The organism is Chryseobacterium cucumeris (assembly GCF_001593385.1).
Classification (GTDB): domain Bacteria; phylum Bacteroidota; class Bacteroidia; order Flavobacteriales; family Weeksellaceae; genus Chryseobacterium; species Chryseobacterium cucumeris.
The window spans coordinates 677,243-702,386 of sequence record NZ_LUVZ01000001.1 but is presented as its reverse complement, the minus strand read 5'-3'; the positions used below and the strand labels follow the sequence as shown (position 1 = coordinate 702,386).

Below are 25,144 nucleotides of genomic sequence, written 5' to 3'. Positions count from 1 at the left end.
TTGCGTCAATACTGATAAATAACCATTATGGAAATCCGTGAACAGCTTAGTGATCAATTACTGGATAGCGCCTTGAAAAAATGCCAGCTTGATCTAGAGATCTATAAACAGAGAGCGTTAGCATACTCTCAGATGGAAGGTGCAATATGTGTACTGAGCGATATGCAGGAGAATAAAAGCTTTATTTATAAATCTGCGGCAGCAGATGAACTTGGGCTAAAGATGGAGGAAAACCCTGCGGAAATAGACTCCATCTGGGAAGAAGATATGCTGAAAAAGATACACCCTGATGACCGCCTGAAAAAATACATCCATGAACTCCGTTTTTTCAAATTGCTGGAGACCATGGAAATAGAAGAACGTACGGCATATAGTGTGGTTTCAAAAATAAGGATGAAGGATAAAAATGAAGACTACAGATGGGTGAAACACCGTATGTTTTATATTTATTCGCCCGATAACGGCAGACTTAGGCTCGCTCTTTGTCTTTATAATATTGCATTGACTTCATCCGGTGCTCCTGATTTTATGATTGTCAATATAATCAAAGGGGAAGTGGTTGTAAAAGATAAGCTCGATTATAAAAATATTTTAAGCCCCAGAGAATTAGAAGTTTTAAAATGTGTAGGAGAGGGATATGCAAGCAAAGAAATTGCAGGCCTGCTTTCTATAAGCGTCAATACGGTAAACAGACACCGTCAGAATATCCTGGAAAAGCTGAAAGTAAAAAATTCTATACAAGCTTTTAAAGACAGTTTTTCTTAAATATCCAGCTTGAAATATCCGAAAAGCTTACCTTTTTACTTTGTATCTTAATGATTAAATTTATATCTTGAATACACATTAGCAAGAAACATATACGATGAAAAGAAGCGAAGAAATTACCAGGCAGTATTTTACTTTTTTAGACAAGCATATTCAGGACGTTATTTCCGGTGCTGCTTCTGAATTTATGGAGCTGAATGAGATCGCCAGAGAGCTTGCGGTTTCCCATAAGCATCTTACCGATACCGTTAAAAAAGAAACCGGACAGCACCCTTGTTTCTTTTATGATGAAAAAATTATTCTTCAGATCAAGCAAATGCTCGTGGGATCCGATCGATCTGTGGCAGAAATTGCCCGTATCTTTACTTATGATCCTTCCAATTTTTCAAAATTTTTCAAAAAAATGACTGGCTTTACTCCCGGAAATTTCAGAAATTCCCAAAAAGTTTAAATTGACTACTTTTTTTGTTTAATATTGCTATTGCAAGAGATTTGCGCTGTTTTTTGTCTCAGGATAGGGATTTGAACGCTCGAATTGTTGTATTTTTAATGCTGTTTAGTGAATTAAAATGTTAAAATAATAGAAAAATAATCTTTTATAAATGAGCTGTTTGTAAAAAATAATTGCATTTTTTTATTATTTATATATTAATATTTCTTTATTGTTTGATTTTTTTATTAAATTTAGGTAAGAAAAAACTAATTAATTCAAAAGCGAAAAACGTTAAAAAAGATAGATGTCTATTTAAATACTTTGGTTTCCAGATAATAAGATAAAAATATTGTGTCTTTAATAATATTTAATCTTAACAGAGGCGCTTAAGCCTTTTAAATAGTTATATATTTGTTTCTTTTAAACCACAACAAACAAGATTAAGGATGAGCATCAATTTCACAACAGCAACTATTAAAGACTTTGAGAATATACCAGATAATGATATGGCTCAAAGGGCTGAGATTTTTTATGAATATTTAGACTTTGTAAAGTCTAACGGACACATGAACTACAGACTGAAGAACACTTCAGGAACCAATGCAATACTAAATGTAAATATTGCAGACCAAAACAGAGAATTTGTTAGTTTTGTATCAAGTGATTATTTAGGATTTACACAACACCCGAAAGTAAAGCAGGCCGCTATCGAAGGAATAGAGAAATATGGAACGGGAACAGGAGCTACACCTCTTATCGGTGGCTACTTTGATTATCACAATGCTTTAGAAAAAAGAATTTCAAGTTTTTTTAAAAGAACAGAAGATGAAGCCGTAGTGTTTACTACCGGATATACTGCTAACAGCGCTAGTTTACAGTGCTTAATGCAGAAAGAAGATCTTGCTATTTTAGACATGGCAGTGCATGCCAGTGTACATGAAGGATGTGCTTTTACCAATAAAAAAACATTTCCGCACAATAATTTGGAATCTTTGGAACACATTTTGAAGGTATCTGAAAATCTGTACCGTACGAAACTCGTTATTGTGGACGGAGTATATTCCCAAGATGGTGATACCTCCCGTATTAATGAGATCTATGACCTTGTGAAAAAGTACAATGCCTTTCTAATGGTAGACGACGTGCATGGTGTCGGCATCCTTGGGGAAACCGGAAGAGGTACTTTGGAACAGGCTGGGTTATTGGATAAAGTAGACATCATTACAGGTACATTCAGCAAAACATTTGGAAATCTGGGAGGTTATGTCATTGCAGATAAAAAAATAGCTGCATTCATCAGATTCCATTCACGCCAGCAGATCTTCTCAGCTACAGCTCCACCATCATCCGCAGGAATTGTTAAAGCCATTGATTTAATTGACGAAGAACCTATCTGGAGAGAAAAACTCTGGGATAACATCAATTATTTCAAAAAAGGACTTGACGATTTAGGATTAGATACAGGAGTAACCTGCTCTGCGATCGTTCCCGTAAAAATTGGAGATCCTTATGTAACAGGAGATGTTGGAAAACTACTAATAGAAATGGGAATCTATACCAACCCGATTCTTTATCCGGCTGTACCAAGAAAGGACGCACGTATCAGGATGAGTGTTACGGCAAGACACGAAAAAGAACATCTCGACAAAACGCTTAATGCGTTTGATGATATTAATAAAAAATTGCATATTGCGAAAAAATAATAATTATGCCTAGAAAAGTAGTGCAGGGCCCCATTAGGGACAAAGAAAAAACAAAGCAGAAACTGCTTGCTGCAGTTGGTAAAATTTTAAGAGTAAAAGGATATTCCGGATTAAAAGTAAGCAAGATAGCTGCTGTTGCCGGATTTGATAAAAAATTGATCTATGAGTATTTTGGAAGTACTGATAAGCTGATCGATGAATATATCAAATCTCAGGATTACTGGAGCCAGGTCAACCAGGATGTTGATATGGATTTCTCAGACGGTGGTCACGAACTTACTAAAATGGTTGTATTGAACCAGTTCGAAAACCTGAAGAAAAATAAAGAACTTCAGAAGATCATCCTTTGGGAACTTTCAGAAAGTAAACCTATCCTTAAGAAATTGGTTGAACAACGTGAAGAAGTTGGAGAAGTTTTATTTGGAAACATCTCAGATCCTTACTTTGGTGAAGGAGTAGCAACAAGACACAGAGCAATTATGGCTTTGATTGTTTCCGGAGCTTACTATCTCAACCTCTATACAGGGTACAACGCCAATAAGTTTTGTGGTATCGATCTGAAAACTGAAGAAGGAAGAAAAGAGGTTGAAGCCGCTATTGTTGAGTTGATCGACTTTGCATACAGCAAAAAGAAGTAGAAATTGAAAGTTTTCCGATTTGAGCAGAAATACGTTTTTGTTAATAATTTGAAAACTTTTAATTTTCAAATTAAAACTATATTTCTTACTTTTGGCCAATGGAAAATTTTATAGTATCTGCAAGAAAATATCGTCCTCAGGAGTTTGATACGGTTGTAGGGCAATCCCATATTACGGATACTTTAGAACATGCAATTGAAGAAAGTCAATTAGCTCAGGCATTACTTTTTTGCGGTCCTCGTGGTGTGGGTAAAACTACCTGTGCCAGAATTCTTGCAAGAAAAATCAATGAGAAAGATGGCTCGGTTTCAGAAGATGGCTTTGCTTACAATATCTATGAATTGGATGCTGCATCCAATAACTCTGTAGATGATATCAGAGAACTTATAGATCAGGTACGTTTTGCACCTCAGGTTGGTAAATACAAAGTATATATCATTGATGAGGTTCATATGCTGTCTTCTGCCGCTTTCAATGCTTTCCTTAAAACGCTGGAAGAGCCGCCTGCTCATGCTATTTTTATTTTGGCTACAACGGAGAAACATAAAATTATTCCAACAATTTTATCCCGTTGTCAGATTTATGACTTCAAGAGAATTACCATTGAAGACATTCAGAATCATCTGAAAAATATTGCCCAAAAAGAAAATATCCAGTATGAAGATGACGCGCTGTACCTGATTGCTCAGAAAGCGGATGGTGCATTAAGAGATGCACTTTCTATCTTCGACAGACTTTCTACCTTCTCCCAGAAAAATATTACCCTGGCAAAAGCCGCCGAAGTACTCAACATTCTGGATTATGATCAATATCTGAATATTGTGGATCTCGCCAAGGAAAACAAAATTCCTGAAGTGCTTTTTGCATTCAATGAGATTGTAAAGAAAGGTTTTGATCCCCATATTTTCATTGCCGGATTAGGAAATCATTTCAGAGATCTGATGATGGCACAGAATGCTTCCACCATGGAACTCATTGAAGTAGGAGAGAAAACCAAGGCTAAATTTGTAGAACAAGGACAGAAATGGGCCGCCCAGCAGCTTATTGATGGTATTGAGATCTGTAACCATGCAGATATTAATTATAAGAATTCCAAAAACCCAAGACTTACGGTTGAAATTGCTTTAATGCAGCTGGCTTCACTGACAGCTAATTTGGGTGATACTAAAAAAAAAAGTTCCTGATACTGGCTCCGTTTCTCAGTGAGAAGCAGGAAGTGAAGATGCCGGAAAATGCCCAGGAGAAAAAAGAAGTTAAAGCAGAACAGCTACCAGCAGCTTCTCAGGCAGTTCAGGAAGTTTCAGTAACAAAAACCACCAGACCATTATCAAGACCTGGAATCTCTTCCGGTTTCAGCATCAATTCCTTTTTGAATAAAGAAGATAAAGTCGAAACAACAGAAGATGTTGTGATAAAATCTGATAATCTTCCTCAGAACCATTTTACAGATACAGATCTGCAGATGGAATGGAAAATTATGCTTAAACAGCTTCAGGTAAAAAATAATTTTGTATTTAATGCTGTCAAGACCTTCAAACTGGTAAAAGCAGATGAGCATAAAATCAAAGTTTTATTCCCTTCAGATTCTGCAAAAGTAGAATTTGATAAAATAAGTGGAGAATTTTTTAACCATTTTAAAAGAAAAATTCAGAATCATATTATTGAGGTAGAATACGTCAGAGACGTTGAAAACCTGAAGATTGAAGTGGTAACGAAAAGAAAAATGTTTGAAAAATTTATAGAAAAAAATCCACTTTTGAAAGATCTTGATGATTTAATGAAGTTTGATTTGACATAATTTTTATATATTTGTCAAATATTTCTGTCGAAAATAATTTTTTGACAAAAACAAATTACAACCAGAAACGCTAAATAAAGACATTTCCAGAATAAAATGGAAAATTTGACTAACACATATCAGTCTTTTTTTGCTCCCGCTAATTACTTTTTTAGCGGTTATTTTAGTTTTTCTGCTTCTTATTATAGAAATTTCAGAACGTATTACCGATTTTATTGGTACTGTTAACTGAATTTCTTTCCAAAAAATACAGGAGAAGTAGAGCCCTATTATTTTCCTGATTCCTTTAAACAATTTTGAACGGCATTTTTTGAAAAGAATTATAAATTAATTTTATAATCCAAAGGGCTATTGCTGTTAACGAAAAAATTATATAAAAAAACAATAAAATTTAGAAGAATGAATTTAAATGATTTAAAAAATGAATGGATCGATGGGCTTACACAGCCTCTAATGATTGCAGGACCATGTAGCGCAGAAAGTGAAGCTCAAATGCTTGAAACGGCAAGGAGAATTAAAGAATCTAATGCCAATGTGTCAGTTTTCCGTGCAGGAATCTGGAAACCCCGTACCAAACCAAACGGTTTTGAAGGAGTAGGAGTGATCGGTTTGAACTGGCTGAAAAAAGTAAAAGAAGAGTACGGTTTTAAAACGGCCACTGAAGTAGCCAACGCACACCACGTTTTCGCAGCCCTTGAAGCAGATGTAGATGTTCTTTGGATTGGAGCACGTTCTACAGTGAATCCGTTTACAGTACAGGAAATTGCGATGGCTCTACGAGGAACAGATAAGCCGGTATTTGTGAAAAACCCTGTTAATCCGGATCTTGCATTATGGATTGGAGCTTTGGAAAGACTTTTAGGACAGGACATTAAAAACCTTGGAGTTATTCACAGAGGGTTTTCAACATACCAGAAAACTAAATACAGAAACAACCCGAACTGGCAGATTGCCCTTGATTTCAAGAGCCAGTTTCCAAATATTCCAATGTTAATTGACCCTTCTCACATCTGCGGAAACAGAACTGGTCTTGCTGATATTACTCAGGAAGCACTTAACGTAGGATACCAAGGAGCGATCATTGAATCACACTGCAATCCTGATGAGGCGTGGAGTGATGCTTCTCAGCAGATTACTCCGGAAGTTCTTGCAGACCTTATCGGAAATCTGAAAGTGAGAAGTTCTAATCTTGCTGGTTTTGAAGGAGAGATGGGAAGACACAGAACTTTGATCTCTGATCTTGACTTCCAGTTAATTGAACTTCTTTCTCAAAGAATGAAAATTTCTGAAAAGATCGGTAAACTTAAAAAGGAAAATGACATTGCAATCTTCCAGCCTGAACGTTGGAAAGTCATTACAGAATACGCTACTCAAAAAGCAAAAGAAACTGGAATGTCTCAGGAGTTTATTGAAAAAGTATTCAAAGCGATTCACGAAGAGTCTATTGAAGTTCAGAATAATATTATGATTGAAAGATAAATTAAGGATAATAGGAAGAGAAGTATAATTTTTACTATATATTCAGTAAAAAAATAAATCAGGGCTTAGTTATCAGTATTTAGGGCAATTGAAACATGTGTTTTTAAACCTATTTCCTGAATACTAAGCCCTAATTGCGTATATTTGTACCAGTATTATCTATGAAAGGAAAAATCATTAAATCTACAGGCAGTTGGTACCAGGTTTTGGAATTGGAAACAAATAAAATTTTCGAGGCCAGAATCCGGGGAAAATTCAAATTAATAAAAACCAGACTTACCAATCCACTTGCTGTAGGAGATTTTGTTGAGTTCCAACTGGAACAGGATGATATAGCCTGGATCACGAAAATTGAACCTCGCTCCAATTATCTGATCAGAAAATCGGTAAATCTTTCAAAAGAAGCCCATATTATAGCTTCCAATATTGATTTGGCATGCTTTATCTTTACGCTGAAACATCCTGAAACGTCATTAGGATTTCTTGACAGGTTCCTGGCATGCTGTGAAGCTTATAATATTACACCACTGATTCTTTTTAATAAGATTGATGTATTGCACGAAGAAGAAATTGAAATTGTAAAAGATATTGAATTCCTATATCAGGAGATTGGATATGATACCCTGGAAATTTCTTCCTACTCTAAATTGAATCTGGATCAGCTTCAGGAGATTCTTAAAGATAAAACATCTGTATTCTTTGGCCACTCAGGCTGTGGAAAATCTACCTTAGTGAATGCTTTGCAGCCGGGATTGAATTTAAAAACTTCTGAAATTTCAGATACCCACCTGAAAGGTAAGCACACCACAACTTTCGCCCAGATGCATTTCTGGGATTTTGGAGGAAACGTTATCGATACTCCCGGAGTTCGTGAATTTGCAATGATTGATATTGAAAAAGAAGAAGTACAGCATTACTTTCCTGAAATTTTCAAAAAGAGAGAAGAATGTAAATTTCACAACTGCCTTCACATTAATGAACCTAAATGTGCTGTTATCGATGCTCTTGAAACAGGAGAAATTCAGCATTCGCGCTATGCTACTTACATTAAATTGATGGACGAGGCAGAAGAAGCTTCTCAGAAATAATCAATACAATCTTTATTTAACAGAACAAATTTTGTTACAAATTAATATAGAGGCTATCATTAGAGGGGCTCTTTTTCTGCTTTAAACTATTTTGTCGAAATGACACCCTTGTTAAGGTTTGAAACCTTGACAAGGGGAACACTTGCTTATGCTGTTAAAGAAGAATATTTACTGATATTATTTTTTTTAAGATTAGTTTAATGTATTTGATGGATTTTATTTTTTGTAATTTATTTTTTTGATTTTTAAATGAAAAAAATATTCGTTTTTAAATAACTCTACTTTTCAATTTTACAATTTTGGCAGATAACTCCACTTTTGTCATATTTCTGACCACCATGAGATTGGATTTTCAAAAAATAAAATTATTTCACCAATTGCACTTAAAAGAAGAAAATCGTTAAATATGATTAAATATTAATTAAAAAATTACATAATTAATAAAAAATACCTTCATTTTTTGCAAATAAAAAACCCAGCCGAAGCTGGGTAAAAACTAATAACCATGAAAACTCAAATTAAACATGAGAATCGCAATAGAATAAACAATTACTGTGCCAAAGTTTGTGTTACAATTTCTTAATAAAAGTTATTTTTATGTTAAAAAAAAATTAAAATAAAAATCAAAGATATTTTTTGTAATTTTGCGCCATTAAAAAAATATACATTTATGTCTAACATTACATTCACTATGATTAAGCCTGATGCAGTTGCTGACGGACATATCGGTGCTATATTGGGTAAGATTGCTGAAGGAGGTTTTAAGATCAAAGCTTTAAAATTAACTCAGCTTACAGTTGCTGATGCAAAAAAATTCTATGAAGTACATGCTGAGAGACCATTTTATGGAGAATTAGTAGAATTCATGAGCTCTGGTCCTATCGTTGCAGCAGTTTTAGAAAAAGACAATGCAGTTGAAGACTTCAGAACATTAATCGGTGCTACTAACCCTGCAGAAGCTGCAGAAGGTACAATCAGAAAAATGTTTGCAAGAAGCATCGGAGAAAATGCTGTTCACGGTTCAGATTCTGACGAGAATGCATTAATCGAAGCTCAGTTCCATTTTTCAGGAAGAGAGATTTTCTAAGAAAATCATCTTACAAAATAAAAAATCCGGAGAATTTCTCCGGATTTTGTTTTTATATAAATCGATCTTTCAGGTACTAAAGATTGTTTTCAATTGCTCCCACATTTTCTCTATAGAGTTCCAGAGGTTTATTCAGCAAAACAGCAATGACGGTCATTTGCTTGTCAAGTTTTTCCTTTGGAACGTCAATATAAATAATTCCCGGTCTGTCACTCCAGTACAGTTTATTATAGATCGTATGAGGAAGAATAGTGCCTTCACCCACAACTCTTATTCTGGCAATCTCGTTTTTTATCCCTTTCAGAGCAATAGATCCCGTAGGAACTCCTTCCACAAAAAGATATAGTGTCTGCTTGTCTTTTGATAAAGCGCTCATTCCTGGGTAGTGACCAGCAGGAAGGCCTTTTCCTGTTTCAAACAAAGCTTCAGCATGCTTGCTTATCCATTCTATGGTTTCCGGATTTGTTTTAGACGTTTTTTTTATCTTCATGTCAAGGCCATCTTGAGTAAGGCCTTCATGGGTAACTAAATTCTGATCATAGTTTAAAGCATTGGCGATATCATAGACGGCTTCCTGGGTATTTTTGTTTTCCAGTATTTCGGGAAGAGAATGTTTTTCCTTCTTAAAATCGTTCAAAAATGCTGGAGGAGTTTCAAAAGTAAGTTCTGCCACAGTGACATCCTTGTCAAATTTTACTTTGGAGAAATTCAGTGTCAGTGTTTTTTCAGCGTTATAATCCATTGTAACAACAGCGGATGGATCTCCGATGATCTTTACTGAAAGAGGTTTTGTTGGCACTCCATAAATTTTTGTCAGGTTTTTGGCCTCTTCAAGATAGAGGAATAAAGACTTCTTTGATGTAGACAGTGAAGATTTTCCTTTATAGTTTTCAAACGGAATTCCGCGGGTTGTTTCATAAATGGCATGTTGATTTTTGGAAGTCCATCGACCAAGATTTTTAAGAATCTCACTTTGTTCCTCAGGAATTGTACCATCTGATCTCGGACCAATGTCAAGCAGAAGATTTCCGCCCATGCTGATCACATCTGCCAGGGTTCTGACAATCATATTGGAGGTTTTATAATTTTTATCAAAAGGCTGATATCCCCATGAATCATTCATGGTGTAACAAAGCTCCCAGTATGGATTTTGGGGTGGAATAACAGGAATGCCTTGCTCAGGAGTATCATAGTCTCCGTGATGATTAAGCCTTGAATTAATGATAATATTAGAATTGTGTTTTTTAAGTAAATCCAGGGTCTGAGCGGCTTCCCATTCTTCGGAAGTATGTTCCCAGTCTCCATCGAACCAAAGAAGATCCGGTGAATATAGGGTAGAAAGCTCATTGAGCTGACCTTGGTAATAGCTGATAAAATTCTGCCAGCGCTTTAGATCATTTTTGAGTTCGTAACGTTTTTTTGTCCGGGTATTGATATCATAATACGGATGGCTCCAATCCGGTAACGAAAAATAAAGTCCTGTTTTTAATCCTGATTTTTTCAGAGCAGAAACAAAAGGACTTAGAACATCTTTTTTAGCCAAAGAATTTTGAGGGATAGTTGTTGCTTTTTCCGCTCCCGAATTCCATAGTGAAACTCCGTCATGATGTTTTGTGGTAATGATCGCATATTTTGCCCCGGATTCCTTAATGAGGTTTACCCATTGCTCGGGCTGGTATTTTGAAGCTGAAAAACCATTCAGCTGTTTCATATAATTTTCATGGTTAATATAATTATTGAAGAATGACCAGGACTCTGAGATTCCGTTGACAGAATAAATTCCCCAATGAATAAAAATACCCAGTTTTGCATTGCTGAACCATTCCATTTTTTTGCTGTTATCAACTGTCTGAACCTGTGCATCGATACTATGTGCAGATAGTATCAATCCAAGGAAAACAGCTTTAATCAGACTGCTTTTCATATATAGATTTATTTTAACATTAAATATAGATAAAGAAAACATTATAGTATAGCATAGTTTCTGATAATTACTGATAATTGTTGTCAAAACGTTTCTTATTATTGTATTTTTATAAATGGAACGTTTATTGTAAAATTTATCTGAAAAAAAGAAATTATGAAAATTCCAGCATTGTTGATGGCGAGTTTATTAGCGGTAGGAGTATCTGCACAGACGACTAAACCTGAAGCTAAAACAAAAAAGCCTGTTAAAAAAGTAAAGAAAGCGACTTCTACGGATACGGTTGAAAAGAAAAAACCGGGAACACCCAAACCGGTTGTTAAAAAAGATACACTTGTACTTCGTGGACATGGCTGTCCGGCTTGTGGAATGGGATAGAAAATGAGAAAGCCAATATTAGGAGTATCCATGATGGCGGAACCGGATTTTGTTTCTGCTATTTTGCCATTGTTGCACAACAATTCCATTGAAGTGATGGAATGGTCTTTTGATACTCTTTATCATACCAATGAGCCGGACTGGCTTCGGGATCTGTTGAATTTTTACGCAGAAAATAACCGTTTAATAGGGCATGGAGTATATTATTCTTTATTTGATGCGAGATGGACGGCAAGGCAGGAAGAATGGCTGAAGAAATTAAAAGAAGAAGTCAGCCTGCGGAAATACAATCATATCACGGAACACTTTGGTTTCATGAATACTGAGAATTTTCATCAGGGAGTACCATTACCGGTATCTTTACATTCCAAAATTTTACAAATAGGAAAAGACAGATTATACAGACTTCAGGATGCTGTAAATATTCCTGTAGGGATAGAAAATCTGGCATTTTCATTTTCTATTGAAGATGTTAAAGAACAAGGCGTTTTTCTTGACAAACTCACGGAAGATACCAATGGTTTTCTGATTCTTGATCTTCATAATATTTACTGCCAATCCTGTAATTTTGAATTAGAGATGCAGCAGATCATTGATTTGTATCCCATGGATAAGGTAAAAGAAATTCATCTTTCCGGAGGAAGCTGGCAGGATAGTGTTTATAGAAAAAAGCAGGTGAGAAGGGATACCCATGATGATGTTATTCCTAAAGATATCCTTTCTGTGTTGCCCTCTGTGATGAAAAAATGTCCAAATCTTGAATACATTATTATTGAAAGACTTGGGCACACTTTAAAAACGGAAGAGAAAAGGAATAGTTTTATGGAAGATTTTACTAAAGTCAGAACAATCATTGAAACTTCAGACCTGAAATTAAAGCAACAAAACGGTTGGTGTAAAGAAGAAATTAAACTTCCCGCTAAACCTCTGGAAGATTTGCTTTTATATGAAGAGCAGTCAAGGCTTACCCGACTTCTTTATGAGAATGCAAATGTTGAAAACATTAAAGATCTGGATTTTCACTATTTTAAAACTGAAAACTGGGACGCTGAAATGATCCTTACCGCTCAGAATATCATTAAAAAATGGAATCCTTACTAATTCTATTCTCTGATAACCAAAATCAAAATATATGAAAATGACAACATTAGTATTGATCATTACCGCTGTCCTCACTGCTCTGATAGGAGGACTTTTCTATGCTTATTCATGCTCAGTTGTTCTCGGCCTGGGAAAACTTTCTGATACAGAATACCTAAACGCAATGCAGAATATCAACAGGGAAATCCTGAACCCTGTATTCTTTATGAGTTTTATGGGAACGGTGGTTCTTCTTCCCTAATCTACATTTTTGCTCCGCGGACAGCAGCCTGTTTTTATTTTTCTTCTTCTTGCTACACTTGCCTATCTGATTGGCGTTTTCGGAGTCACTGTTGCCGGAAATGTTCCTATGAATGATGCCTTAGATAAGTTTGATATCTCTAATTCTACAGCAGAGACGATCAGGCAGATGCGGGAAAATTTTGAAAACAGATGGAATTTTCTGAATAATATCAGAACGGTCTTTTCAGTTATTTCGATCATTTTTGTGGTCTGTGCCTGTGTCTGGAATAAAGAATTATAATGGATTAAGTGAAAATACCTACTATTAAATTACGTATTTCTACCGATGTGTACGTCTGGTTTTATTCAGATCTTTGTGTTGTTAGCAAGATAGTTTTAAACATTTTCAAATAAGTTGAAAAAAAGATTATAACCAAGACAACTTAAATTTCCAAACAAGAGAAAAGGCAGCCAATGGCTGCCTTTTGTTTATTATTTTGATCCTTTTATATCTTTAAAAGTTCAATGGTTCTTTCCGGACTTTCAGCTGAGAAAACAGCATTTCCTGCAACAAGAACATCGGCACCTGCTTCAAATAATTTAGAAGCGTTATCAAGATTTACTCCTCCGTCTACCTCTATAAGAGCTGTAGAGTTGTTGCTTAAGATCAGATCCTTGGTTTCTGCAATCTTTTTGTAAGTATTTTCGATGAACTTCTGTCCTCCAAAGCCTGGATTTACACTCATCAGCAATACAAGATCTACATCTGCAATAATATCTTCAAGCATTAATACCGGAGTAGAAGGATTTAAAACAACACCTGCTTTTGCTCCTTTGCTTTGAATATGGTGAATGGTTCTGTGAAGGTGGGTACATGCTTCATAATGAACAGAAACAAGATCAGCACCATGATTGATGAATTCATCAACATATTTTTCAGGTTCCACGATCATCAGGTGAACATCCACAAATTTTTTAGCATGCTGCTGAACGGTTTTCATTACCGGAAAACCAAAAGAAATGTTAGGAACAAATCTTCCGTCCATGACATCAATGTGGAACCAGTCGGCCTGAGAATTATTCAGCATTTCAATGTCTCTTTGCAGATTCCCAAAGTCTGCCGATAATAGGGATGGAGCAATAAGCTTCGTTTTCATTTTTACTTTTTATACTTTTACTTAGATTTCTTTCTTTAAAATGGATTAACAACTAAAAAATAATACAGGGAAAAACACCCGAATATAAAAGTTTCTATGATTGTTAATTTGATATGATTAATTTTAATAACCAATAACCTGTCAATTATAAATAATCCTAAAGGTACAACGCTCACAATTAACAACATCTCAAGAATCATATTGTATGCCGACCCTATTTTGGGAGGATCAAATATTTTATATACAGTTAAAAAGATGATGTAACTAAAAAAGACAGCTGTTAAAACCGATATAAAAGTTGGTTTCCGGATCAGATGATAAAAGACGTTTTTCATGTATATTAATGATACTTCAGTTTCATTTCCGGCTTGATCTTAAGAACTGTTTCATAGATAAGTTTGATGACATTACCTACATCCTCCTTAGATACCATTTCTACCGTAGTATGCATATAACGCAAAGGTAAGGAAATTAAAGCACTTGGTACGCCGCCGTTGGAATGGGCGAACGCATCTGTATCAGTTCCGGTTGCTCTGCTGGCTGCAGCTCTCTGGAATGGTATTTTCTTGGTCTTTGCGGTGTCAATAATTAATTCTCTGATGGTGTGGTGAACACTTGGTGCGAAGAATACTACCGGCCCGGCACCACATTTCTGATCTCCTTCTTTTTTCTTTTCAATCATTGGAGTGGTTGTGTCGTGGGTAACATCCGTTACAATGGCAATATTTGGTTTGATAGTATCAGCAATCATGTCTGCACCATATAAACCTACTTCTTCCTGTACAGAATTGGTAATATAAAGTCCGAACGGTATAGATTTTTTATTTTCTTTTAGCAGCCTGGCAACTTCAGCAATCATGAAACCGCCGATTCTGTTGTCCAGAGCTCTGCAGACAAAATATCTGTCGTTCATTTCAAAGAATTCATCCGGGTAGGTGATCATACAACCTACAAAAATTCCCATTTCTTCCACTTCTTTTTTAGAAGTCGCACCACAGTCGATGAAGATATTTTCAATTTTAGGCGTAGGCTCATTCTGATTGGTTCTTGTATGAATAGCCGGCCATCCGAACACTCCTTTCACAATTCCGTTTTCACCATGGATATGGACAACTTTTGAAGGAGCAATCGTCTGATCAGAACCTCCGTTTCGGATGACGTAGATCAATCCGTCATCTGTAATATAATTTACATACCATGATATCTCATCAGCGTGTGCTTCAATCACTACTTTGAATTCAGCTTCCGGATTGATGATCCCATAGCAGGTTCCGTAATGGTCTACTTCAATTTTATCTACGTAAGGTCTGATGTAGTCCATCCAGACTTCCTGACCTTTATGTTCGTAACCTGTTGGAGATGATGTGTTTAAATATTTCTCTAAAAATTTCAAAGATTTCTTTTCAAATTTCATAAAAAGGAATGATTTTTGCGTTTAATTTTTCTTCTTATAAGTGTAAAAATAATGAATTTTAGTAAGATTATCTGCCTTTTTATTCTCTTTTTTGGAGTAAGTGTTTTCGGTCAGAAGGATGGGATAGTGGCGAAACCACTCAATCAGTACCCGCCTGAATCTCTGAAAGTGGATGAATTTGGTAATAAATATTATTATGATGAACAGCAGAAGATTAAGGTGTATGAAATCAATGGAGAGCCTGTAGTCGTATTGGATGAGTTGGTTTTAGTGAATAAACCGAGATTTAATAACCAGCTGGATAAGAATTACTATTATTTTCTCAACAAAAAGCTGTACAGGGTATATCCGTTATTTGTGACTGCATTGCAGCAGTACAGAGATATCCAGAAAGATATGAATGATCTGGACAGCAAAGCCAAAAGAAAGTTTGTAAGAGAAAGACAGAATATACTGGCTGACCAATATGAAAAACAATTGAGAGATCTTACGACTACCGAAGGACAGGTTTTTGCAAAACTGATGAACAGGGCAACCGGAAAAAATGTATTTGAGATTATCAAAGAATTAAGAGGTGGATGGAGTGCTTTCTGGTGGAATGTAAAAGGAAAAATGGCTGATATTGATTTGAAAGAGCGTTATGATCCTCACACCAACAGAAGTGATGAATTTATAGAGTCATTACTGCAGTCCAACTGGAACTCAGGTTATCTGCAGCCTTATCCCGGAGCTAATGATTTTAAAGTAAAGAAATAATATAAATTCCTGTAAGAATGCTTACAGGAATTTTTCTTTTAATTTGTCAAATACAATTTTATCTATTGGAAGAGGAAAAGGATTGTCCGGTCTGTCGATATCAATCCATTCTGTTTTTTCAATACAGGGATCCAGAATAATAAAGTCTTCCTCGTTAACGATATCTACTATATAATATATGGTAAGAAGCTGTTCGTTTTCTCTGAAACGCGATACCAGAAAATTTTCCTGAGTATAGAAATGTTCCAGCACATTGATTTTCACATTCAGTTCTTCATCAAACTCACGGTGCAGACATTCAAGAACTCCTTCACCGCATTCCAATCCACCACCCGGAAATTTCATTAAAGGTTCGCCGGCATATTCTTCAAATAAAGTCAGAACTTTTTTATCTTTTACCGCACACGCATACACTCTAATGTTGATCTTATCTATCATATATATAATGTATAATATTTTGTATAGCTAATGTAAGGAATTTTGTTGGAAAAAGCCGGAAGTTGGAAGCGTGAAGCTGGAAGTTTAATACTATCTATTTCCAATAATATTGAATCAACGTATTTTATATATTGATTATTATTTTAAAGTAAAAAAATCAAGCATTCGCTGTAAACGTTCAGCTTCCTTCCTCAAGCTTCCATTCTACAATTTAATTGCATTAATCATCTCTCTTTTTCCCGGAGGTCCCTGTTTTTTCTCCACCTTGAAATTCAGTTCCTGAAGGATTCTTCTTACACTGCCTTTAGAAGAGTAGGTGGTTAATAATCCGTTAATGGCCATTTTGTCAGCTACGAGTTCAAATAATGGCTTTTCCCAAAGGTCTGGCTGTACTCTGGCTCCAAAACAGTCAAAGTAAACAAGATTAATTTTAGGCAGATCAATGTCTTTCAGGTCGAAAAAGTCACATTCTATCTTTTTTAAATTGAATCCACTAATGATTTCTACTGATTTTTCCCAATCTGCCAGATGAATTTTCTGATAAATATTTTTAAACTCTGGGTTATCAAAAAGTTCAAAGTAAGCCAAATCCTTAACTTCGGATTCATTTATGGGGTATTTTTCGAGCGAAAAATAATTGATGACATGATTTTTGTCAGTTTTTAAATATTCATTAATTGTTACCAAAACATTCAAACCTGTTCCAAAACCGAGTTCTAAAATATTAATTTCGCAATCATTTATTAAATTTAGTCCATTTTTGATAAACACGTGTTCGGCTTCCTGCAGGGCTCCGTGATGAGAATGGTAGTTCTCGTTTAAATCATTGATAAACAATGTTTTACTTCCGTCGTTTGTGGTCTTAATCTCTCTTTTCAAGCTAATTTTTTGTCAAATTTACTCTAAAATTTTTATATTTAGAAAATTATGTTAAATTTGTAGAACATCGTAAAAATTTTAAAAAATGATAATTCAAAAAACTGAAAACTCCAGAATTTCTACATTTGACCCTAACAATTTTTCATTTGGTAGTACTTTCATCGATCATATGATCATTTGTGAGTATGAAAACGGAAAATGGGGTGATGTAAAATTAGTTCCTTACGGTCCGATTCCATTTACGCCTGCTATGATGGGAGTAAACTATGGACAAGCTTGTTTTGAAGGTATGAAAGCCTATAAAGACAAAGACGGGCAGGTTTTCCTTTTCAGGCCTGAAAAGAATTTTGAACGTATCAACAAGTCAGCGAAACGTCTTGCTATGCCGGAAGTGACTGAAGAAATGTTTTTAGACGGATTGAAAGCTTTGGTAGATATTGACAGAGAGTGGATTCCACAGGGGGAAGGAATGTCGCTTTATATCAGACCTTTGATTTTTGCTACAGAGGAAGCTTTGAAAGCAAGAGTTGCTAATAAATATATGTTTGCCATCGTTGCAACACCGGCACAGAGTTATTATTCAGAACCGGTATCTGTAAAGATCTCTGATCACTATTCAAGAGCGGCAAACGGAGGGGTAGGTTCTGCAAAGGCTGCAGGTAACTATGCGGCTTCTTTCTATCCTACGCAGTTGGCCATTGAAGAAGGGTATGAGCAAATCATCTGGACGGATGATGCTACACACGAATATTTCGAAGAGAGTGGTACAATGAACGTATTTGTCAGAATCAACGATACGATCTATACGCCGCCAACATCTGAGAAAATCCTTGACGGAGTAACGAGAGACAGCTTCATCCAGTTAGCGAAGAAAAGAGGTATCGAAGTGAAAATTGAACCGATTGCGGTAAAAACTGTAATCGAAGCTTTAAAGAACGGTGAACTTAAAGAAGTATGGGGAGTAGGTACAGCAGTAGTAACCACTCAATTCCAGGCTTTAGGATATCAGGGAGAAAAACTTTCGCTTCCGAGATTATCTGATGAAGAAAGCTATGCGGCTATCCTTAAAAAAGATTTGGTAGATTTACAAACCAACTTGTCTGAAGATCCGTTCGGATGGAGAGTAATGGTAGATCACGTATTGGAAACAGTATAATACTATTGATATAACGATATGAAAGCCGGGTTTTTCCCGGCTTTTTCATATATGCCTATTCACGTAAAATAGACGAAGAGTTTTTGGCTAAGATCAATGCGTTACAACATTCACATATTTCTGTGTCAAGTTTTGTAATTGATTCCCGAAATGTGTATTTTCGCAAAAGTTTATGAAAAAAATACTCTTCATATCAGCCATAAGCCTGTTGAGCTGTAACAGAAACGCACAGACGGCACATCCCCCTGTAGGTGGGGTTTTAAGCCAGAAAGATCTGGATGTTTCTAAGAACAGGATGAAAAATCTAAATGTCATAGAAAGAGGGCAGATTCAGGATTGGATCAGCAGTCAGTCTGTGAAGTATTATCCAACGCAGCTTAATTATTGGGTAACGGTAGAAGGCTATGATCAAAGAGAAAGGAGGAAAGATGAAACTACAATTTCCTATTCTTATGATCTGTATGATTTTGATCAGACGAAAATCTACGATCAGCCTTTTGAAAGAAGAGATGCCAGATTCGGACACTTTGATGAACTGAGAGCAGTGGAAAACGCTTTGCGTTTTATACATGATGGAGAGGAAGTAACACTTTTGGTACCGTCTTCTTTGGCCTACGGAACTTACGGAGACGAAAAGAAAATAGACAACGACATTCCATTAATCATAAAATTAAAAGCTTTATAAATACATGAAATTGTTTAACAAGAATATAATTCTGGCAGCGGCAAGTATTTCGCTGATGAGTTGTACCCCAATTTATAAAAAAATGAACGTAGACAAAGAAACTTACGAAGGTCTTAATGACGGACTTTATGCCAATCTTCAAACCACAAAAGGTAACATGATTGTGAAGTTTGAGGACAAGAAAGCACCAGTAACTGTAGCCAACTTTATCGGTCTTGCAGAAGGGAAAATCGACAACAAAGCTAAGGCTAAAGGAGTTCCTTACTATGACGGAACTATTTTCCACAGAGTAATCAAAGATTTCATGATCCAGGGAGGTGATCCTCAGGGAACAGGAATGGGAGATCCTGGGTATAAATTCGAAGACGAAAGAAACGACCTTAAACACACAGGGAAAGGTATTCTTTCTATGGCGAATTCAGGACCAAATACCAACGGTTCTCAATTCTTTATTACTGAAGTAGCTACACCTTGGTTAGATGGAAGACATACGATCTTCGGAAAAGTGGTAAAAGGAAGTGAGGTAATTGATGCGATTGCGAACGTTGAAAAAGGAGCTCAGGACAAACCTAAAACAGATATCGTTTTAGAAAAAGTTTCTGTTTTCAGCAAAGGTGATGAGTACAAGCACTATGATGCAGCTAAAACTTTCAATGAAGGAAAGGCTAAAATCGCAGAAAACAATAAAGCTTTCATCGCTAAAGAAGAAGCTGAAAAGAAAAAAAGAGAAGAAGAATTCAAAGCTAACCAGGAGAAATTGGTTGAAAACCTGAAAGCTGGTATGCAAAAAACTGAATCAGGCCTTTACTATAAAATTACAAAAACAGCTGACGGTAAAGCGCCAAAAGCTGGTGACAATGTATCTGTACACTATGCAGGTAAACTGGTAGACGGAACTGAGTTTGATTCTTCATTCAAGAGAAACGAACCTATCGAAATTCCAATCGGAATGGGAAGAGTAATCAAAGGATGGGATGAAGGTATCCTGTTATTGAAAGAAGGTGAAACTGCTACATTATTGATCCCGCCTGCAATGGCTTACGGAGAAAGAGGAGCAGGAGGAGTGATCCCGCCAAACTCATGGTTGGTTTTCGATGTTGAGCTTGTAAAAGTAAAATAATTGAATCTTCAAAATAGTATCAAAAGCTGTCCGAAAGGATGGCTTTTTTATTGGCCTCAAATACATTCTGTAACGATTGGCATACAGGTTACGACACATTTTACGATATGGAAAGATTAACCGTTTTCCAGTAAAAGTAATTTTAAACTTTATAATAACCATTCAGCCATGAAAACCCAATCACTTTTGTTTCTGTTCGTTCTGCTGTCAATGAAGACTTTTTCACAGACTAAGACTAATCCTGACGATCCAGCGATAAAAAAATCACTTACTTATTTTGTCAACAGCATTCAATCCAAACAGATAGATCAGGCGGTAAGCGGCATATATCCAAAATTCTTCACCATAGTGTCAAAAGAGCAAATGACCCAGATTTTGAATATCACTTACAATAATCCATTTATGAAAATTGAAGTAGAAGATCTGAAGTTTGGAAATATTGAAAAGCCTGAACTCATAACCGGGGAATATTTTTCTATTACCCCTTATTTTTTGAAACTGAAATGCAATGTCAGTTCATTAAATGATGATATGAAAAAGAGAATGAACGGTGCTTTGACAGCCAAATACGGAGCAAATAATGTGAAATATGTCGCCAGCGAAGGTTCATATCTCATCAACGCTGCTATGAAAGCCTGTGCGATTTCAAAAGATAAAAAGGCATGGAAATTTGTTATTCTTGAAAAGGAATATAAGAAAGAACTGGTGAAGATCTTACCCAAGAAAATTCTGGATAAGTTCTAAAGAATAAACATTAATTTTTACATTGAATCGTACCGTCCCGAAAAAGACGGTTTTTTGTTTTTGTAAATACCGTAGAAATACGGATTTCGGCAAGGCTTTATTACCTCTATCTTTATCATGCACTTAAAAGAACAAGATAAAAAAATATGTTTGACCTGAATTACGACCAGATAAAGAAGGAAATAGAATCTGAAGTATGCAAAGAACACAGTAGGCATCCGGAATTTGTAAAAACAGATGAAGGTTTTGGAATAAAAGCCTGCTGTGAACCATTCAGAGAAGAACTCGTTGAAAAGTCAGGGAAAATGATTGAAGAAGAAACAAAGAAGATCCTTGAAGAAATGATGGAGGATCTGTTTAAAGAATAAGTTTTTACGATGTTAAGATAACTTTGTTATCGGAAGCTGCTCCGGAAGGAGTGGCTTTTTTTGGAAATACTGAAAGATATAATATGGTGTAAGACGGTAACAAAAAACCGCCCCAAACGGGGCGGTTTTTTCAGTAAAAATAAATTGAAAGTTATATGTTCTGTTATCTTTTCTTCATACGCGTTCCGGCAAGGGAACTGATGAATACAAGGCCAAACCCGATATAAGCGGCAAATGCCGTCAGGTATATAATTAAGCTGTTAAAGCTTGGTTCTAAGGCGTATACCAACACAGAAAATGCAGCAAAACTTAACACCAGCATTAGGCTCCATATATGCAATTTTGCAGCATCTTCATTTCTCTTAAAAATCATTTCAAAAAAGGCTCTCATCATTACTAACATTTTAAGGGTTATACATTAATTTATAGCATAAAGGCGCACTCATCACGGTAAAAATAATATATTCTTTTACTGGGCTAAGGTTCACGATGACTTTGCCATTTATTTATATCGCAATACCGGGCTGAAAGTCCGGGATATTTTTGTTTTTTTTGAATCAATCAATGATTCCTGGTTATTGTGATACCAGTCAGATACGGGTGCAAGACTGCTGTGAAAAACTAACGGGGGTTAATTAATCACGAGCCCGTATCTTTTACGGCATCGTAGAAAAAAAAGGATTCATATACTAGATATGAACTTGAATCAGTGGAAAAACTGAAAATCCACAGAAAACCTTTTTTCTCATCCTTAGTGTTTTTTTAATTTTTTCTCAAGAATTTACATGCCAATATCATGCCAAAGTTCTGTTTTTGCGATCAACACTTTGTTTCACGGGATTGATGAGAGCAGTGGTGAAGCGTTTTTTCTTCTGTTATTTCCTTAAACAGAAAAATTTTCTGTTTTTTAAAGCTAATGCTAATGAACGAAGAAAATATTACGGACGAGAAGTATTTTTATGTATTTTAAATAAACAATAAATAACCCAAATGTTTTTTGCACAAATTTCACTAATGGAATACTGTGAAATTTATTATGCATTACTATTAAAATAAAAAAACCGCCTTTAGAAAGACGGTTTCATATTTTACCAGTTTTTATCAATCATATAAATAATCTGAGTCAAAGCGGTGGCTCCCAATAAAAGCTCTCTTCTGTTCACCTTTTCAAAAGTATCTTCTTCTGTGTGGTGAATATCGAAATATCGCTGCGAATCCGGCATCAGCTCAGCAGCTGGAATTCCCATGTCGTGAAGCGGATAAAGGTCTGTTCCTGAAAACCGCTCTTCAAAATTATAAACTCCGTAAGGAAGGAATAAATTCGACCAGCTTTTAATCTGATTTCTTTTCGCATCATCCATATCCAGAGCAATGCCTCTTGGGGCAAAGCCTCCGGCATCTGTTTCAATAGCAAAAAGATGTTTTTCGTTTTTCTCTTTTACCGTTTTACCATACTGGATTCCACCTTTTACTCCGTTTTCTTCATTGGCGAAACAAACAACCCTGATGGTGTGGTTATTCTGAATACCCAGCTTTTTAAAGGTTCTTAAAACCTCAATGCTTTGTACAATTCCGGCTCCGTCATCGTGGGCTCCTTCACCTACATCCCAGGAATCAAGGTGTCCGCCGACAACAATTACACTCTGGTCTTTTTTACCTGTGATTTCTCCAATAACAGAGTGGGAGAGCTTTTCTCCTTTCATTCCGCAGTTGGAGTTTAGTTTTGCATTAACTTTCTGTTTTTTCAGTAAAGCTTCCAGTTCATCTGCAGTCGTGCTTCCAATGGCTACCGCAGGGATTTTGGAAACTTTGTCTTCATAACGCATTGCTCCTGTGTGAGGTACATCATCAAAAGCAGAGGACAGAGATCTTACGATGGCAAATTTGCCTCCTTTTTTAGCGGTTAAAGAAGCGGCGGTAGTTCTGTATTTGGCAGCATCACCATAGGCTTTGAAAGTCTCTACAAATGACTGGCTGAAAGGGTAGTTGAAGAACACGATTTTATCTTTCACTTTTTCAGCAGGAAGTCTGTCATATTCTTCCATAGATTTTACCATGATGATTTCTCCCGAAACATCTTTTCCTCCTGTTCCTTCAGAATTCCCAAGAGAAAGCATTTTAAGGGTTTTCCATTTTCCGTTGGAAGTCTGGATGTTCAGAGATTCTTTTCCTCTTACCCAAACCGGGATCATCACTTCCTGAAGCCATACTTTATCAGCTCCGGCATCACGAAGTTTCTGTTCTGCCCATTTTACAGACTTTTCATAGGCTTCGGATCCGCTTAAGCGGTGGCCTATATTTTTTGTAAGCTCTCTAAGCTCTGTATATCCTTTTCCGTTGTTCAGGATTTCTGTAGAGATTTTTCTGAACTGTACAGAATCTTCTTTAGACTGGCCAAATGCAGCCATTCCAAAAAGTAATAATGAAGTTCCTAATATCTTTTTCATTGTTTACCAATTTTTGTCAATCATATAAATAAGTTGTGTCATTACCATAGAACCCAATAATAATTCTCTGCGGTTGATTTTTTCAAAAGTGTCTTCTTCGGTATGGTGAATATCAAAATAGCGTTGCGGATCCGGTACCAGTTCAGCTGTGGGAACTCCCATTTCGTGAAGCGGGGCGATATCCGACCCTGAATATTTTCCTTCAAAGTTGTAAACGCCATAAGGCAAAAACAGATGTACCCAGCTTTTGATCTGGTTTCTTTGGGGTTCATCCATTTCGAGGGAAATTCCACGTGGTGAAAAACCTCCCGCATCCGATTCTATGGCAAAAAGATGTTTTTCATTGTTTTCTTTGGTAACTTTACCATACTGTTTCCCACCTTTCGTTCCGTTTTCTTCGTTGGCAAAACAAACGGCGCGGATCGTATGATTATTCTGAATTCCTAATTTTTTAAAGGTTCTTAAGACCTCAATACTTTGAACAATGCCAGCTCCGTCATCATGGGCTCCTTCTCCAACATCCCAGGAATCTAAATGCCCACCAACAACAATAACACTTTGGTCTTTTTTACCGGTAATTTCTCCGATCACAGAATGGGAAAGTTTTTCTCCTTTCATTCCGCAATTGGAATTAAGCTTTGCGGTGACTTTTTGATTTTTTAATACTGCTTCAAGTTCATCAGCTGATGTATTTCCGATTGTTATAGCTGGTATTTTGGAAATACCTTCGTCATAGCGCATGTTACCTGTGTGCGGAACATCATCAAAAGCAGAGGAAAGAGACCTTACGATGGCAAATTTCCCTCCTTTTTTAGCCGTTAATGAAGCGGCAGTTCTTCTGTAGGGGTTTGCATCACGATAAGAAATAAATGTCTGTACATTTTCCTGACTAAAAGGATAGTTGAAAAACACAATTTTATTTTTCACTTTTTCAGCAGGAAGTCTGTCATATTCTTCCAGTGATTTTACCATGATGATTTCTCCGGAAAGATCTTTACCTCCGGTTCCTTCAGAATTTCCAAGGGAAAGCATTTTTACACTTTTCCATTTTCCATTAGAAGTTTTAATCTGTAATGATTCTTTTCCTCTTACCCAAACCGGAATCATCACTTCCTGAAGCCATACTTTGTCAGCTCCGGCATCACGAAGTTTCTGGGCTGCCCACTGAACTGATTTTTCATACGCTTCTGACCCGCTGAGACGGTTTCCTATAGTTTTGGTAAGTTCTCTCAGTTCATTGTATCCTTTTCCGTTGTTCAGAATTTCTGTGGAGATTTTTCTGAACTGGACAGAATCTTCTTTAGACTGACCAAATGCGGCCATTCCAAAAAGAAGTAATAAAGTTCCTGTTATCTTTTTCATTG

At 36.1% G+C, this 25,144-nt stretch carries 27 protein-coding genes; 19 read left to right on the top strand and 8 right to left on the bottom strand.

What is annotated here, in order from left to right; translation table 11 throughout:
- Positions 1 to 27: 27 nt before the first annotated feature.
- The 9 genes from A1704_RS03150 (at position 28) to A1704_RS03110 (ending at position 8,991) form a co-directional block, all read left to right on the top strand.
- The gene (locus A1704_RS03150) at positions 28 to 765 is read left to right on the top strand and encodes a LuxR C-terminal-related transcriptional regulator (RefSeq protein WP_062670372.1); all 738 of its coding nucleotides are present in this window, start codon (positions 28 to 30) and stop codon (positions 763 to 765) included.
- A 97-nt stretch (positions 766 to 862) separates the two neighbouring features.
- Positions 863 to 1,216: a helix-turn-helix domain-containing protein gene (locus A1704_RS03145; RefSeq protein WP_062670370.1), complete on the top strand. Its 354-nt coding sequence runs from the start codon at positions 863 to 865 to the stop codon at positions 1,214 to 1,216.
- 428 nt (positions 1,217 to 1,644) lie between these two features.
- Positions 1,645 to 2,901, top strand: coding sequence for an aminotransferase class I/II-fold pyridoxal phosphate-dependent enzyme (locus tag A1704_RS03140; protein WP_062670368.1), 1,257 nt, complete (start codon positions 1,645 to 1,647; stop codon positions 2,899 to 2,901).
- A gap of 5 nt (positions 2,902 to 2,906) precedes the next feature.
- Positions 2,907 to 3,539 (top strand): TetR/AcrR family transcriptional regulator, encoded by a 633-nt coding sequence (locus tag A1704_RS03135; protein WP_034698548.1) that lies wholly within the window; start codon positions 2,907 to 2,909, stop codon positions 3,537 to 3,539.
- A gap of 98 nt (positions 3,540 to 3,637) precedes the next feature.
- Positions 3,638 to 4,723 carry a DNA polymerase III subunit gamma/tau gene (gene dnaX, locus A1704_RS03130; RefSeq protein ID WP_034698546.1) on the top strand — a complete coding sequence of 362 codons (1,086 nt, stop codon included), beginning with the start codon at positions 3,638 to 3,640 and terminating at the stop codon, positions 4,721 to 4,723.
- Between the two features lie 32 nt (positions 4,724 to 4,755).
- A complete protein-coding gene (locus tag A1704_RS24865; RefSeq protein ID WP_238590567.1) occupies positions 4,756 to 5,337 on the top strand; it encodes a hypothetical protein in 582 nt (193 codons plus the stop codon).
- 399 nt (positions 5,338 to 5,736) lie between these two features.
- Positions 5,737 to 6,816: a chorismate mutase gene (locus A1704_RS03120; protein WP_047431451.1), complete on the top strand. Its 1,080-nt coding sequence runs from the start codon at positions 5,737 to 5,739 to the stop codon at positions 6,814 to 6,816.
- A gap of 161 nt (positions 6,817 to 6,977) precedes the next feature.
- Complete coding sequence (gene rsgA / locus A1704_RS03115; RefSeq protein ID WP_062670366.1) at positions 6,978 to 7,904, top strand: ribosome small subunit-dependent GTPase A; 927 nt, start codon at positions 6,978 to 6,980, stop codon at positions 7,902 to 7,904.
- A gap of 670 nt (positions 7,905 to 8,574) precedes the next feature.
- On the top strand, positions 8,575 to 8,991 hold the full coding sequence (locus A1704_RS03110; RefSeq protein WP_034687444.1) for a nucleoside-diphosphate kinase: 417 nt from the start codon (positions 8,575 to 8,577) through the stop codon (positions 8,989 to 8,991).
- A gap of 76 nt (positions 8,992 to 9,067) precedes the next feature.
- Here A1704_RS03110 and A1704_RS03105 read toward each other — a convergent pair whose 3' ends face one another.
- Complete coding sequence (locus A1704_RS03105; protein ID WP_062670364.1) at positions 9,068 to 10,915, bottom strand: alpha-L-fucosidase; 1,848 nt, start codon at positions 10,913 to 10,915, stop codon at positions 9,068 to 9,070.
- Positions 10,916 to 11,071: 156 nt separating this feature from the next.
- Here A1704_RS03105 and chrA point away from each other — a divergent pair, with 156 nt between their 5' ends.
- Genes chrA through A1704_RS24855 form a run of 4 tightly spaced genes read left to right on the top strand, consistent with a single transcriptional unit; the run spans position 11,072 to position 12,917 of the window.
- Positions 11,072 to 11,293, top strand: a complete 222-nt coding sequence (chrA, locus tag A1704_RS03100) for an MNIO class RiPP chryseobasin precursor ChrA (RefSeq protein WP_062670362.1) — start codon at positions 11,072 to 11,074, stop codon at positions 11,291 to 11,293.
- 3 nt (positions 11,294 to 11,296) lie between these two features.
- Entirely contained in the window at positions 11,297 to 12,394 is a 1,098-nt protein-coding gene (gene chrH, locus A1704_RS03095; protein ID WP_062670360.1) for an MNIO family chryseobactin maturase, read from the top strand.
- A gap of 37 nt (positions 12,395 to 12,431) precedes the next feature.
- Entirely contained in the window at positions 12,432 to 12,635 is a 204-nt protein-coding gene (locus A1704_RS24860) for a hypothetical protein (RefSeq protein ID WP_238590566.1), read from the top strand.
- Positions 12,636 to 12,644: 9 nt separating this feature from the next.
- Positions 12,645 to 12,917 (top strand): DUF1772 domain-containing protein, encoded by a 273-nt coding sequence (locus A1704_RS24855; RefSeq protein WP_238590565.1) that lies wholly within the window; start codon positions 12,645 to 12,647, stop codon positions 12,915 to 12,917.
- A 205-nt stretch (positions 12,918 to 13,122) separates the two neighbouring features.
- Here the strand turns inward: A1704_RS24855 and rpe are convergent, their stop codons facing one another.
- The gene (gene rpe, locus A1704_RS03085) at positions 13,123 to 13,773 is read right to left on the bottom strand and encodes a ribulose-phosphate 3-epimerase (protein ID WP_034698534.1); all 651 of its coding nucleotides are present in this window, start codon (positions 13,771 to 13,773) and stop codon (positions 13,123 to 13,125) included.
- Positions 13,774 to 14,113: 340 nt separating this feature from the next.
- Positions 14,114 to 15,187 carry a chryseobasin maturation metalloprotease ChrP gene (chrP, locus tag A1704_RS03080; protein ID WP_062670358.1) on the bottom strand — a complete coding sequence of 358 codons (1,074 nt, stop codon included), beginning with the start codon at positions 15,185 to 15,187 and terminating at the stop codon, positions 14,114 to 14,116.
- Between the two features lie 51 nt (positions 15,188 to 15,238).
- On the opposite strand from chrP, the gene A1704_RS03075 reads away from it, so the two are divergent.
- Positions 15,239 to 15,943 (top strand): DUF4294 domain-containing protein, encoded by a 705-nt coding sequence (locus A1704_RS03075; protein WP_062670356.1) that lies wholly within the window; start codon positions 15,239 to 15,241, stop codon positions 15,941 to 15,943.
- A 21-nt stretch (positions 15,944 to 15,964) separates the two neighbouring features.
- Here the strand turns inward: A1704_RS03075 and A1704_RS03070 are convergent, their stop codons facing one another.
- Both A1704_RS03070 and mnmD read right to left on the bottom strand, forming a co-directional pair.
- The gene (locus tag A1704_RS03070; protein WP_062670354.1) at positions 15,965 to 16,381 is read right to left on the bottom strand and encodes an NUDIX domain-containing protein; all 417 of its coding nucleotides are present in this window, start codon (positions 16,379 to 16,381) and stop codon (positions 15,965 to 15,967) included.
- A gap of 204 nt (positions 16,382 to 16,585) precedes the next feature.
- Positions 16,586 to 17,260, bottom strand: coding sequence for a tRNA (5-methylaminomethyl-2-thiouridine)(34)-methyltransferase MnmD (gene mnmD, locus A1704_RS03065; protein WP_062670352.1), 675 nt, complete (start codon positions 17,258 to 17,260; stop codon positions 16,586 to 16,588).
- 85 nt (positions 17,261 to 17,345) lie between these two features.
- On the opposite strand from mnmD, the gene A1704_RS03060 reads away from it, so the two are divergent.
- The 5 genes from A1704_RS03060 (at position 17,346) to A1704_RS03040 (ending at position 21,333) form a co-directional block, all read left to right on the top strand.
- Positions 17,346 to 18,416 carry a branched-chain amino acid aminotransferase gene (locus tag A1704_RS03060; RefSeq protein WP_062670350.1) on the top strand — a complete coding sequence of 357 codons (1,071 nt, stop codon included), beginning with the start codon at positions 17,346 to 17,348 and terminating at the stop codon, positions 18,414 to 18,416.
- Between the two features lie 172 nt (positions 18,417 to 18,588).
- Complete coding sequence (locus A1704_RS03055; protein WP_062670348.1) at positions 18,589 to 19,101, top strand: FKBP-type peptidyl-prolyl cis-trans isomerase; 513 nt, start codon at positions 18,589 to 18,591, stop codon at positions 19,099 to 19,101.
- Between the two features lie 82 nt (positions 19,102 to 19,183).
- Positions 19,184 to 20,221 (top strand): peptidylprolyl isomerase, encoded by a 1,038-nt coding sequence (locus A1704_RS03050; protein ID WP_238590581.1) that lies wholly within the window; start codon positions 19,184 to 19,186, stop codon positions 20,219 to 20,221.
- Between the two features lie 168 nt (positions 20,222 to 20,389).
- The gene (locus A1704_RS03045; protein ID WP_062670344.1) at positions 20,390 to 20,965 is read left to right on the top strand and encodes a hypothetical protein; all 576 of its coding nucleotides are present in this window, start codon (positions 20,390 to 20,392) and stop codon (positions 20,963 to 20,965) included.
- Between the two features lie 146 nt (positions 20,966 to 21,111).
- Complete coding sequence (locus tag A1704_RS03040; RefSeq protein WP_062670342.1) at positions 21,112 to 21,333, top strand: hypothetical protein; 222 nt, start codon at positions 21,112 to 21,114, stop codon at positions 21,331 to 21,333.
- A 163-nt stretch (positions 21,334 to 21,496) separates the two neighbouring features.
- Here the strand turns inward: A1704_RS03040 and A1704_RS03035 are convergent, their stop codons facing one another.
- The 3 genes from A1704_RS03035 to A1704_RS03025 all read right to left on the bottom strand — a co-directional run bounded on the left by A1704_RS03035 (position 21,497) and on the right by A1704_RS03025 (position 25,142).
- The gene (locus tag A1704_RS03035) at positions 21,497 to 21,727 is read right to left on the bottom strand and encodes a hypothetical protein (protein WP_131797464.1); all 231 of its coding nucleotides are present in this window, start codon (positions 21,725 to 21,727) and stop codon (positions 21,497 to 21,499) included.
- 694 nt (positions 21,728 to 22,421) lie between these two features.
- Positions 22,422 to 23,780, bottom strand: coding sequence for a M20/M25/M40 family metallo-hydrolase (locus tag A1704_RS03030; RefSeq protein WP_062670338.1), 1,359 nt, complete (start codon positions 23,778 to 23,780; stop codon positions 22,422 to 22,424).
- A gap of 3 nt (positions 23,781 to 23,783) precedes the next feature.
- Positions 23,784 to 25,142 (bottom strand): M28 family peptidase, encoded by a 1,359-nt coding sequence (locus tag A1704_RS03025; RefSeq protein WP_062670336.1) that lies wholly within the window; start codon positions 25,140 to 25,142, stop codon positions 23,784 to 23,786.
- Positions 25,143 to 25,144 lie beyond the last annotated feature (2 nt).

Bases quoted from the DNA above. Each gene is read 5' to 3' on its own strand.
- A1704_RS03055 (WP_062670348.1), top strand. From the start codon at position 18,589: ATGAAAAAAATACTCTTCATATCAGCCATAAGCCTGTTGAGCTGTAAC.
- A1704_RS03120 (WP_047431451.1), top strand. From the start codon at position 5,737: ATGAATTTAAATGATTTAAAAAATGAATGGATCGATGGGCTTACACAG.
- A1704_RS03050 (WP_238590581.1), top strand. From the start codon at position 19,184: ATGAACGTAGACAAAGAAACTTACGAAGGTCTTAATGACGGACTTTAT.
- A1704_RS03135 (WP_034698548.1), top strand. From the start codon at position 2,907: ATGCCTAGAAAAGTAGTGCAGGGCCCCATTAGGGACAAAGAAAAAACA.
- A1704_RS03140 (WP_062670368.1), top strand. From the start codon at position 1,645: ATGAGCATCAATTTCACAACAGCAACTATTAAAGACTTTGAGAATATA.
- A1704_RS24860 (WP_238590566.1), top strand. From the start codon at position 12,432: ATGACAACATTAGTATTGATCATTACCGCTGTCCTCACTGCTCTGATA.
- A1704_RS03040 (WP_062670342.1), top strand. From the start codon at position 21,112: ATGTTTGACCTGAATTACGACCAGATAAAGAAGGAAATAGAATCTGAA.
- A1704_RS03035 (WP_131797464.1), bottom strand. From the start codon at position 21,727: ATGATGAGAGCCTTTTTTGAAATGATTTTTAAGAGAAATGAAGATGCT.
- A1704_RS03075 (WP_062670356.1), top strand. From the start codon at position 15,239: ATGAATTTTAGTAAGATTATCTGCCTTTTTATTCTCTTTTTTGGAGTA.
- A1704_RS03030 (WP_062670338.1), bottom strand. From the start codon at position 23,780: ATGAAAAAGATATTAGGAACTTCATTATTACTTTTTGGAATGGCTGCA.
- chrH (WP_062670360.1), top strand. From the start codon at position 11,297: ATGAGAAAGCCAATATTAGGAGTATCCATGATGGCGGAACCGGATTTT.
- chrP (WP_062670358.1), bottom strand. From the start codon at position 15,187: ATGAAATTTGAAAAGAAATCTTTGAAATTTTTAGAGAAATATTTAAAC.
- rpe (WP_034698534.1), bottom strand. From the start codon at position 13,773: ATGAAAACGAAGCTTATTGCTCCATCCCTATTATCGGCAGACTTTGGG.
- A1704_RS03105 (WP_062670364.1), bottom strand. From the start codon at position 10,915: ATGAAAAGCAGTCTGATTAAAGCTGTTTTCCTTGGATTGATACTATCT.
- A1704_RS03045 (WP_062670344.1), top strand. From the start codon at position 20,390: ATGAAAACCCAATCACTTTTGTTTCTGTTCGTTCTGCTGTCAATGAAG.
- dnaX (WP_034698546.1), top strand. From the start codon at position 3,638: ATGGAAAATTTTATAGTATCTGCAAGAAAATATCGTCCTCAGGAGTTT.
- A1704_RS03060 (WP_062670350.1), top strand. From the start codon at position 17,346: ATGATAATTCAAAAAACTGAAAACTCCAGAATTTCTACATTTGACCCT.
- A1704_RS03110 (WP_034687444.1), top strand. From the start codon at position 8,575: ATGTCTAACATTACATTCACTATGATTAAGCCTGATGCAGTTGCTGAC.
- A1704_RS03025 (WP_062670336.1), bottom strand. From the start codon at position 25,142: ATGAAAAAGATAACAGGAACTTTATTACTTCTTTTTGGAATGGCCGCA.
- A1704_RS03150 (WP_062670372.1), top strand. From the start codon at position 28: ATGGAAATCCGTGAACAGCTTAGTGATCAATTACTGGATAGCGCCTTG.
- A1704_RS03145 (WP_062670370.1), top strand. From the start codon at position 863: ATGAAAAGAAGCGAAGAAATTACCAGGCAGTATTTTACTTTTTTAGAC.
- chrA (WP_062670362.1), top strand. From the start codon at position 11,072: ATGAAAATTCCAGCATTGTTGATGGCGAGTTTATTAGCGGTAGGAGTA.
- A1704_RS03070 (WP_062670354.1), bottom strand. From the start codon at position 16,381: ATGATAGATAAGATCAACATTAGAGTGTATGCGTGTGCGGTAAAAGAT.
- rsgA (WP_062670366.1), top strand. From the start codon at position 6,978: ATGAAAGGAAAAATCATTAAATCTACAGGCAGTTGGTACCAGGTTTTG.